6 protein-coding genes are annotated in these 11,100 nt (G+C 53.5%); all 6 read right to left on the bottom strand.

What is annotated here, in order from left to right:
- Positions 1 to 34: 34 nt before the first annotated feature.
- Positions 35 to 3,235 (bottom strand): efflux RND transporter permease subunit, encoded by a 3,201-nt coding sequence (locus AC6T8Q_RS18200; protein WP_500680438.1) that lies wholly within the window; start codon positions 3,233 to 3,235, stop codon positions 35 to 37.
- A 54-nt stretch (positions 3,236 to 3,289) separates the two neighbouring features.
- Entirely contained in the window at positions 3,290 to 4,429 is a 1,140-nt protein-coding gene (locus AC6T8Q_RS18195) for an efflux RND transporter periplasmic adaptor subunit (protein WP_500680437.1), read from the bottom strand.
- Positions 4,430 to 5,520: 1,091 nt separating this feature from the next.
- Positions 5,521 to 6,942 carry a sulfatase gene (locus AC6T8Q_RS18190; protein ID WP_500680436.1) on the bottom strand — a complete coding sequence of 474 codons (1,422 nt, stop codon included), beginning with the start codon at positions 6,940 to 6,942 and terminating at the stop codon, positions 5,521 to 5,523.
- 61 nt (positions 6,943 to 7,003) lie between these two features.
- Positions 7,004 to 8,299: a sulfatase-like hydrolase/transferase gene (locus AC6T8Q_RS18185; RefSeq protein ID WP_500680435.1), complete on the bottom strand. Its 1,296-nt coding sequence runs from the start codon at positions 8,297 to 8,299 to the stop codon at positions 7,004 to 7,006.
- A gap of 212 nt (positions 8,300 to 8,511) precedes the next feature.
- Positions 8,512 to 10,116: a DUF1552 domain-containing protein gene (locus AC6T8Q_RS18180; RefSeq protein WP_500680434.1), complete on the bottom strand. Its 1,605-nt coding sequence runs from the start codon at positions 10,114 to 10,116 to the stop codon at positions 8,512 to 8,514.
- Positions 10,106 to 11,100: DUF1585 domain-containing protein (locus tag AC6T8Q_RS18175; RefSeq protein WP_500680433.1), on the bottom strand; the 995-nt coding region annotated here is incomplete at its 5' end. The genes AC6T8Q_RS18180 and AC6T8Q_RS18175, both read right to left, overlap by 11 nt.

Genomic DNA, 11,100 nt, shown 5'->3' with positions numbered 1-11,100 from the left:
GTTGGCAACAGCCCATGAGGGGAGGATAGAGTCTTTAATGGCTGGGATTTTCTTTGTGGCTGCTTTCGATGATCTCGCTGAGAGGTTCATCAGTTTCGTCACGCAGTAATTTTTTGCCGTCCGAAAGTTTGGCAAAAATGTAGTACAAGCCGGGGATCACCAGCACGCCGATCACCGTGCCAATCAACATCCCGCCAACCGCCGTGGTGCCGATTGTCCGATTTCCAATTGCCCCGGGACCCGTGGCGCGGACGAGCGGAATCAATCCGGCGATAAACGCAAACGACGTCATCAGAATCGGCCGGAACCGTAGTTTTCCCCCTTCGAGCGCCGCATCGACGATTGAGAGCCCTTCTTGGCGGCGCTGCACGGCAAATTCGATGATCAAGATCGCGTTCTTGCCCAACAAACCCACGAGCATGACCAACCCGATCTGGGCGTATACGTCATTGGAGAGGCCCATCGCCTTGAGAAAAACAAACGAACCAAAGAGCCCCACGGGCAGGGAAATAATCACCGCCAGCGGCAGGAGAAAGCTTTCGTACTGCCCGACGAGGACCAGGTACACAAACAAGAGCACGATCAAAAAGATATAGGTCGCGTCGTTGCCTTTCTTGGCTTCATCGAACGATAATCCTTGCCAGTCGATATCAAAGCCGGGGGGCAAGGTTTTGGCGGCGACCTCTTTGATGGCGGCAATGGCTTCGCCGCTGCTGTAACCCGGCGCTGGGGCACCTTGGATGGCTGCGGTCGTGTACAGGTTGTAGCGATTGATTTCGTTCAGCCCTTGTTTCTTATCGAGTTTCAGAAACGCGGAGTAGGGGACCATTTCCCCGTTTTCGTTTTTGACAAACATTTTTTCCAAATCGGTGGGATAGCGGCGGAATTGCGGTTGCGCTTGCACATAAACCTTGTAGAACTGCCCAAAGCGCACAAAGCCTTGCTCCCAGGTGCTGCCGACGACAATCGACAGATTGTCCATCAATTTTTTGATCGGCACTCCTTTTTGCATCGCCACTTCATTGTTGACTTTGAGTTCATACTGCGGATAGTTTGCGGCGAAAAACGTGAACAACCCTTTCAGCTCTTTACGTTTGGCGAGGGCCGCCATGAATTTCTCGGTTTCCTCGCCGAGCCTTTCGTAGTTGCCGCTGTCGGTTTTGTCGAGCAAATTGAGCGAGAACCCGCCCGCAGCTCCAAAGCCCGGCACCGCCGGCGGTTCAAAGAACTCGAGTTTAATGTCGGAGATATTGCGGCCTTTTTTCTCGAGCAGCTCAATGATCTGTTTCGAAGTCAGTTTGCGCTTGCCCCACGGTTTGAGATTGATGATGCATGTCCCGGCATTGGAGCCGCGGCCTTCGGTCAAAACTTCGTATCCGGCGAGCGACGAGACCGAAGTGATGTATTTCTTGAGCTCTTCGTCTTTTTTACACAGGTCCGCCAGCTCATGCGATTTGGAATTGGTGTATTCCAAGGTCGAACCCGGCTTCGTTTGAATGATCCCGTAGATAATCCCTTGGTCCTCGAGCGGAATAAAGCCCGAAGGCAAAATCGTATTGACCACAAAGATGCCCACACCAAAGCCGGTGATGACCAGCATCGTGAGCAACCGCTTGGTCACAATGCCGCCCACGAACGACACATAACCGTTCGTGATTTTGACGATTCCCCGATCGACATAGCGCAGAAAGATCGTCAGCGGGTTGAGGCTCTTGTGCTTGTTCGGATCGTGCGGCTTGAGGAGCATCGCGCACAACACCGGCGTCAGCGTCAACGCGACCACGCCCGAGAGCACGATCGACATCGCCATCGTGAGCCCGAATTGCCGGTAGAACACGCCGACCGGTCCAGACATGAAGGTGACCGGGATAAACACCGAGGTCATCACGAGCGTGATCGCGATGATCGCGCCGCTGATTTCACCCATGACGAGCTTCGTGGCTTCGTAGGGTTTGATATGCAGCGTGTGCATTTTTTCGTGGACCGCCTCGACGACCACGATCGCATCATCGACGACGACGCCGATTGCCAAGACAAGCGCAAACAGCGTGATCAAATTGATCGACATGCCGAAAATCAGCATGAAAAAAAACGTGCCGATCAACGACACGGGCACAGCTAGCGTTGGGATCAGGGTCGAGCGAAAATCCCCCAAGAATAGAAACACAACCAACGAAACGAGAACAAACGCTTCGAGCAGCGTGTGCAACACTTGCTCGATCGATGCTTCCAAGAAGTTCGAGACGTCGTAACTGACTTGGTAGTCCATCAGGGGCGGAAAGTCTTTTTCCTTGATTTCCGCCAGCAGTTCTTTGACTTTTTCAATGACTTCGGTCGCGTTGGAACCCGGCGTTTGTTTGAGCACAATCGCCGCCGAAGGATCACCGTCGATGTCGGAATACAGATCATAAAATGAAGAACCGAGTTCCACCGTGGCGACATCGCTGATGCGAATGTTTTCCCCTTTGGGATTTGCCCGCAAGATAATGTTTTGATATTGCTCGGGTTTGTCGTAGCGGCCGACCCAGGTGAGCACATACTCGATGGTCTGCGATGTTTTTCCGGTTGCTTGACCGAGCCGGCCGGGCGAACCGATCATGCTTTGCTCGGCCACGGCCTTCATGACATCTTCGGCCGAGAGGTTGTAAGCCTGCAAACGCTCGAGATCCAATTCGATGCGCATGGCATAAGCGCGGTTGCCAAGAATGTTGGCGGTGCCAACGCCGGGGATCCGTTTGATTTCGGGGAGAATCTTGGAGGTTGCGTAATTAAACAGGAAGTTTTGGTCAACGTTCTTGTCTTTGCTATAGACGTTGACGTACATCAACATGCTGGACATGTTCTGTAGGACAATGATGCCCTCGCGTTGGACAATTTCCGGCAAGTTGTTCTTGACCGCGTTGACGCGATTTCCGACATTCATCACCGCAACATTGGGATCCGTTCCTGGCTCGAAGACAATCTGGATCGCGGCTTCTCCAGCACTTGTCGCAGAGGATGTCATATAGCGCATGTCTTGAACGCCATTGATTTGCCGTTCCAAGATCACCAGCACCGAATCGACCAAGACGTTGGCACTTGCCCCGGGAAAAGAAACCGTGACGATCACGCTGGGCGGCGCAACGGTGGGGAATTGGGACGTTGGCAACTTGCGAATTGCCAAGCCCCCGAGAAAGAGGATCAGCAACGAAATGACGATGGCCAAAGCCGGACGGCGCAGAATTTTTGCAAACATAGTCCCGTGTCAATTCGTCCTGGAATTAGTGCCCAAGAATCCGGAATAACAGCCTTACTCCGCGTGATGCTTCAAATTTGTGAGCGACTTTTCCGGCTCGAGAAATTCATACTCCACCTGTTCGCCATCGCGAACTTGCCGCACGCCTTCAAGCACAATTTTTTCACCCGGCTTCAGGCCCGATTTGAGCAGATAGATATCTTCGAGTTCGTTGAGGATCACGATCTCGCGCTGATGAGCATAACCATGCTGCGCGTTGGCATGGCTTCCATGCTGCGCGACGTCCCCATGCTTGTCGTGATGGCCGCCAGCTTTGTCATGATCGTCATCGTGATCATCGTCGTCGTCATGATCATCGCCGTCCCCAGTTTTTTTGCTGCTCTTTTTGTTTTCGGTGATGTGAGATTTGTCATCCACGACATAAACGTATTTCTTGGCGAGGATTTCATATGTCGCCCGCTGCGGGATCACCACTGCATCTTTGACGACACTGCTGAGCAGAATTGTGCCCGTTTGACCGTGCCGCAAAAGATGTTCGGGGTTGGGAAAGTCCGCGCGAAACGCGATGTTGCCCGTTTCGTTGTTAAAGTCAGCCTCGATCGCGCCGATTTTCCCCGGGAACGGAAACTTCTTGCCATTCGCCAGCATTAGCTCGATGACCAAATCGTCGCGATGGGGGTTTTCCTTGTATTCCAAATATCGTGCTTCGGGCACATTGAAATAAACCCACATTGTGCTGTTGTCGGACAATGTCGTGAGCTTATCCCCTTCGGCGATCAGGCTTCCTTGCTGGAGCCGTTGCATATCAATAATGCCATCAAACGGCGCGGTGATCGTGGCGAAGTTCAGTTCAGCTTTGGCCAGCGAGACTTTGGCGTTGGCCTTGGCCAGTTCCGCGTCGGCGAGCGCAACCTCGGGTTGCGCGACGACCTTCTTTTCGTAGAGGCGCGAGGTGTTGTCGTATTTGATTTGAGCGAGCTGGGCCTCGGCTTCTTCGGCCGCGAGCTTGGCTTGATAGAGCGTGGGCAAGATGCGAAACAGGACATCGCCCTTCTTGACGGACTGACCTTCTTTGATCGGGATCTCTTCGAGATAACCGTTCTCAAGTGCCCGAATTTCAATATGCCGGCTGGAGTGGATCTGACAAACATATTGCTGCGTGGTCACGACGTCTTTGACTAGAGGGCTGGTCACCACGACCTTATGATGTTCTTCATGATGCCCCCCCTCGCTATGGCTGCAAGCAGGAATAGAAAGCAACAAACACACGAAAGAGCTTACGAAGGATGGTGAAAATTTCGACATAAGTTTGTCATTGATTGGGGAAGTGATTCTGTTTCGGCGCGCGTCAACGTCGAGGAACAATTGATTCACGTTGGGGTAATAGTCGAAAATCAATTACAGTAAATCAGGCTCGCTGCATCGGCTCGAAGCGCGGAACCTGCGAATTTCTGCAATTTTACTAACTGTTGCCTATTCTGAATTTAGGTTGCTAAAGTCTGAATCAATGTCATTCTATTGAGGATAATCAACTTTTGTTCGATGCTTACGCAGAGTTAAAGTAAGCATGCACTTTAAAGCGCGGACTATTGATTACTCTTAATAAATCTTTATTTAAGTCACTCTTCTCAAACTCCCGGCATGACAAATTGTCGGCATTATAAAAGATTCGTAAGCTTCCCCTACGAGCTTGAATGCTGCCTCATCAAATGACACATCGTCTGCGCTATGCCGATCGATCACGCTCTCACGAGCAAAGCGAAAGCGCCACGTCTACTGGGGCGGATCGCCTGGCTTCCTCAAGGTCGTGGACGACAAGACGCTGGGCTTTGCAGACTTCGGCGGCAATCGCCACTAGATCACACTCGGCAATTTGTCGGAGAACTCACGAGCTTTCATCTTCCTGATGGACTATGCCCGTAGCCAACGCATCAAGCTCTGGGGCAACGTGGCCCTGCTGCGATGCGAACCACGGGACCCACGAGATCTGATGATCGCGGCCAACAATGGTTGGGTGGCCTGAAGATTCTGAAAAAGTTTGGGTCACGGTTTCACGCCAGTCCGAGTCAAGATCCGTTCAAACTGAGTCCGCAAATTGATATTGGCTCCCCGGTGACGCGAAATCACAAACTCACGACGCTTGTCACCCAGAGCATCGCAGACCGCATCCAGGTGTAGGATTTCCACTCCGGAAAGATTGGCACGACGCGGATCGGGGCTCTTGCTGCGCCGTAGCTAAGGGAGGAACTGACGAGGCAGAAGGAGTGTGAGGAGCCTATTCATATTCAGTTGCTGAGATCGTTGCTGCGGACGGCTGCAAGTTTGGCGATGATTTTCGCCTTCCAGCTTTCTACCGTGGCATTGTATTCCGGCAGGGCGGCGAGGTTAGTGAATTGTTGTGAATCGCTCTGCGTGTCGTAGAGTTCGATGCCGCCTTTGGCGTCTTCACCGTATTGGATGAAGAGCCATCGGTCATCGCGCAGCATGAGCCCCTTGCTCGTGCCGGCGACGCTGAAGGCAGTTTCACGCACAGTTGCTTTTGGATCATCAAGGATCGGGATGATGTCCCTGCCTTGCAGGCGGGCGGGGACGTCGAGGCCGCAGAGCTTCGCGGTGGTGGGGTAAAGGTCGAGCAGTTCGACGAGGGAATCGCTTACGCCGGGCTTTTTACCGGGCACGCTCACGATGAGCGGCACGCGGGCAGATTCGTCATGCAGGCTTACTTTGGCCCAGAAATCGTGCTCGCCGAGGTGGTAGCCATGGTCGCTGGTGAAGATGATGATGGTGTTGCCGGCCTGCCCGGATTTTTCCAGTGCGTCGAGCACCTTGCCCACCTGCGCGTCCATGAAGCTCACTGCGGCATAATAGCCTGAGATAGCCTTCTTTTGCCGTGTGATATCCATTTGCATGTTCACGCTGGTCTTGTAATTGATCCCGGGCTTCGGGATGTCGTCCCAATCGCCGGGCCGTTTCTCCGGCAGCCTCATCTGCTCCCACGGATAGAGGTCGAAATACTTCTTCGGGGCGACGAACGGCACATGCGGCCGCACAAAACCGACAGCTAGGAAAAACGGCTCTTGCACGTGCTTCGTGATGAGTTCGACAGCCTTCGCGGATGTTTTACCATCGGAATGTACCATTTCGTCACCGGCAGCGGCGACGATGACGAAGGTATTGCCGCCCATGACGGGCTTTTTGCCAGCCGCGTTGTTTTCCAGTGTCTCGCCGCTGCCGGGTGCCTGCCACTCAGGACCTTGGCTGTTGAAGCGTTCGGACCATGACGCCGGATCATCCGCCCCGTCGCCACCATTCTCTATGCCGCCGGGCACTCCCATGTGGAAGATTTTGCTCACGCGAGCAGAGAAATAGCCCGCGTTTTTGAAATGCTGCGGCCATGTTGCACGATCACCAATCGCCGCACGCGGGCTGATGTAACCTTGCACACCCGTCGCATGGGGATAGTAGCCGGAAAGGAATGAGGCCCTCGACGGCCCGCAGTAGCTGGCCTGGCAATACGCCCGCGTGAAACGCATCCCGCGTGAGGCCAGGCGGTCGATGTTCGGTGTCTGGCAAACCTTGTTGCCGTAGCAGCCGAGTGCGGTGGCTGTCAGATCATCGGAGATGATGAAGAGGACGTTCGGCTTCGCCGACGCTGACGAAGCCAAAATGATGAACGACAAATGGAGAACCAGTGAGAGCGTTTTCATCGTTGCTTGTTTGCCAGGAAGGTTTCCGGTTTGGCACCGCTATTGCCACATCCAAGTCGCATTAGGAGCCCGGGGTCATCGTCTGTTTGAATTCTTCGATGGCGCGTCGCATGGCGGCGGTGATCTCGGGGTTTTGAGCGGCGACATTGGTGGTTTCCTTGAGATCATTCTTCAGGTTGAAAAGTTGAAGGTCGTCGCCCTTGATGATCATCTTCCAGTGGCCACGACGCAGCGCGGTGCCTAGCTTGGGTTCGTAGCCAAAGAAGAGGTCACGGGCTGGCATGGGTTTCTGCTGGAGGAATTGATCCTTGGCGCTGCTGCCATCGAGGTTGGCTGGGTTGTGCTTTGAGATGCCGGCGAGATCGGTCAGGGTCGGGAATAGATCGAACCCGGCCAGCAAGGCATCCGACTTCGCGCCAGCCTTGATCTTGCCCGGCCACCAGGCCACGGCCGGCACCCGGTGCCCCCCCTCGAAGTGGCTAAACTTGCCGCCGCGATAGGGCCGCAGTTCGTCTGGGCACATCCGCACGTCGCCATTGTCCGACCAGAAGAACACCAGGGTGTCTTGCGCGAGTCCCAACTCGCTGACAGTGTCGAGGATTCTGCCGACACTTTGGTCCAAATCCTCGACGAGCTTCTGGTAGCGCGGCCGGTTGACATCGTTCACCGCGTTTTGATTCCATCCCTTTTCACGCTTGTCCGGCGTATCATCACGGGTCTGATACGGATTGTGAACCGCCTGATGGGTGACGTAGAGAAAGAACGGGCTGGTCTTCTTGCGCTTGATGAAGTCAACGGCTCGGTCCGTGATGATTTCAGTGGAATAGCCTTTCTGCTCTTTGACAGTCGTTCCATCCAGCCAATTGCCATGCTTGTGGTAGTCGCTGCCACCAGGTAGGAAACCGACAAACTCGTCAAAGCCATGGTGAAGCGGATTGTGCCGCGGTTCGTCGCCCAGATGCCATTTGCCAAAAATTGCGGTCTGGTACCCGTTCTGTTTCAGGAGCCGGGGAATCGTCAGTTTAGTGGCTTCCAGTCCGGGCGTATCCAGATGGCCGGCGATCACGTCGATGATTCCCACACGCTGTTGGTAGCGGCCCGTGAGGAATGCGGCGCGCGTGGGACTGCACACGGAACTGTTGGAGTGAAAATCGGTAAATTTGAGACCCTCGCGGGCCATTTGGTCGATGCGCGGCGTCTTGATCCAGCCATCGTAAAGACTTATATCGCCGCAACCCAAATCATCAGCTAGGATGACGACGATGTTGGGCGGGCGATCCGCCGCACGGGTTTGGCCGCAAAAAAACGCCGTGAGCGTTAGGACAAGCAGCAGGTAGCGTCGGCTGGTGGAATCCATGAGTTCAGGATCTAGGGTGGGTGACTTTGATACCGAAATTATCACGTGCACTGCTGCTGATTCATGATGAGTAGGACTTCCGCACAAGCTTTGCCCATTTCGGGCGAAGGGCTTCGCGCATCTTTGTCGGCTCGCCGATAAGCAATTTGAGCATTCCAAGGAAACTCTCGGCAAAAATCAACCGATGATGAACTCCGCTGAATTTGCCGTTATCACAGTCGCTTGCAGCGAGTTACTTTGTTGATAATCTTATTGCCATCCTTGACCGAATACTGGCCTTCTAACTGGACCAATGAACCGACACAGGCATCCATTTTGGTATCGTGAATATTGCCAAAACTTGTTCTGATCTCGATGAATTTGTTTTTCGATAATCGCAGGATATACAGATTCAGGTCTTCCTCCTTGACACTAATCGTGAGTAATCCTTTGACTTCGATTATTCCATCCTTGTCACTTAGAATGTCCCATGTCCCATCGTCAACATACTTGGGCTCGAAGTTGGCCAACTCGGAAATCCCTCCGAGAACACCGGTCGAGTTGCCGTATTGCTCACGCTTGACGCCCATCATCTCCATGATTTTCAAGTGCAGATTGCCGTTGGGTGTGTTCAGATATTTCACGTAACGTCCCAGTTTGATCTGCCCGCCCCCGCCGCCGGCAAGAATCAGCGGCAGATCACAGATCGAGTGGTAATCACCATGCTTGATGTCGGAGCCGAAGAGGACGATCGAGTTGTCGAACAAAGTTCGTTCGCCATCCTGCAGCGATTTCAGTTTGTCGAGAAAATAGGCAAATTGTTGAGTGTGCCAGATGTTGATCTTGTCGTACCCCGAGAGCCCCGCGGATCGGTTTCGAGCGCGGACAAAGTGCGAGAGCGCGTGCATCTCGTCATTGACCCCGATAAAATCGTAGATCGTTCGACTTTCCGTATGCGACATCATCAGCGTCGAGACGCGCGTCATATCGGTCCAGAACGCCAGAGCGATGAGGTCCAACATCGCACGGGTGCGCTGGGGCATATCCGTCGCAGCGGCGATCGGCTGAATCTGCTTCAGCTTGGCAACACGCTCGGGATTCTCCTGAGTCTGGAATTGTTCGATGTCTTTCTCGATTTCGCGGACCGACTGTAGATACTGGTCGAGCACCTGCTTGTCTTGGTTGCTGGCCTTGAACACCAGCGATTGATAGCTGCCCTTGACCTCATCCAGTACACTGGCGATCGACTTTCGATGGCCGGCGTTATTGAAGCCTTTGAAGAGTTTGTTGAAGACGAGTTCAGGATTGTCTTCGACCGGGAGTGCATTGCCGGAGCTGTCGTAAGAGAGAAAATTCTCGGAGGGGTCATTGGCATCCAGATACGGATCGCTGCGCAACTGCAGCGACTTGAGGGGCGTCTTTGATCCGACATGGTCTGCGATGACCTGGTCAAACGACTGGTTTTGCACAAGTCGCGACTTGCGAGGCTGACCAGTCATAAAATACATCACCGAGTTTTCATGCCCGCCGCCAGCGAGCAGGTCCGCGTCGAGATTGCGGAGCACGACAATGTCGTTTTTGTTTTTCTCCAAGGGCTTCAGCAATTTCGAAAGTTCAAAGTCGGTTTCAGAGGAACCGGTGATGTCCCATGAAGTGGGGTTGACCCCGCCACCTTTGAGGAGGACGCACAGCCGCAGATTCGCCTTGTCGCTTTCGGCATTGGCCGCCTTTGCATATGACAGCGCAGGCGACATGATCTCCAGCATAGGCAGAGCGAGAGTGACTCCGCAGCCTGTGAGAAATGATCGTCTGGGGATCAAGTAGGACTTACTTTTCATGGGGATTTTGCCTGTACTGAAACGGCTTGCTCTTGACGATCTGCACAATCAACGTATTCATACGATAATCATCGTTCTCAAACGCACGAAGAATCTGGTCCACAGCCGGCCGGTCGTATGGTTTGAGTTTGCGGCCGAGAGCGTACGCGAACATTTTTTCCACGATATTCTTGGCGATCGGTTCACGGTATTTATCCAGCAGAATGGACTTCATCTGCTTCGGGTTGTCGAATGTTTCGCCGTTTGGAAATATACCCTCTGCCTGGATCGGCCGCTTATTCTTGTATGACTCGCGCCAAACCCCGAACATGTCATACTTCTCGAGACCCAAGCCGAGCGGGTCGATTTCTTTGTGGCAACGGACACAAACCGCTTTGCTGGTGTGAGCTTTGAGGATATCCGCCACATCCACCAATTGTTTCCCATCGATCTTCTCGCTATCACTCAGCGGGGGGACATTCTCCGGCGGGTGCAACTGACGGCCGATGATCTTGTCGAGCAGCCAGACGCCGCGCCGAATCGGATTGGTATTCTCCGGCGGCGAAGTCAGACGCAAAATACCGACAGAAGTGATGATGCCGCCGCGCTCATCGCTCTTAACCTTGATAAGAACAGGAGGTTTATAAAACTGCTCCAGAAGTCCTGCTGGTCTTTGCCGCCTAGCCACGAAGATGTCTCCGTGTTTCGCTGGAAAAGTCTGCGGCTGACCAGGAACCTTGACTTTTGTGTATTCGCTCTGGTAGACCCAATCAGAATCGACGATGTTCAGAACGCTAAGATCCGACTTCACCAGTTCATCAAAGAAATACAAGAGCTCGTCATAGATGCCGCGATTCCAGCGTTCATCTTGATAAAACACTTTCTGAGTCCGCAACTCATCAAACCCGAGCCATTGGCCGGCAAAGTTCTCGGAGATCGATATCCGCTTGGGCGACTTGAGCATCCGCTCGACCTGGGCGAGCAGGACCGATTCTGTGAGCAGAC

It is taken from the genome of Bythopirellula sp. (assembly GCF_041737835.1).
Lineage (GTDB): Bacteria > Planctomycetota > Planctomycetia > Pirellulales > Lacipirellulaceae > Bythopirellula.
The sequence above is the reverse complement of the archived record's forward strand: the minus strand, read 5'-3'. Positions and strand labels throughout refer to the sequence as shown.

Excerpts from the sequence above, each read along its gene's own strand:
- AC6T8Q_RS18200 (WP_500680438.1), bottom strand. The coding sequence starts at position 3,235 with ATGTTTGCAAAAATTCTGCGCCGTCCGGCTTTGGCCATCGTCATTTCG.
- AC6T8Q_RS18190 (WP_500680436.1), bottom strand. The coding sequence starts at position 6,942 with ATGAAAACGCTCTCACTGGTTCTCCATTTGTCGTTCATCATTTTGGCT.
- AC6T8Q_RS18185 (WP_500680435.1), bottom strand. The coding sequence starts at position 8,299 with ATGGATTCCACCAGCCGACGCTACCTGCTGCTTGTCCTAACGCTCACG.
- AC6T8Q_RS18180 (WP_500680434.1), bottom strand. The coding sequence starts at position 10,116 with ATGAAAAGTAAGTCCTACTTGATCCCCAGACGATCATTTCTCACAGGC.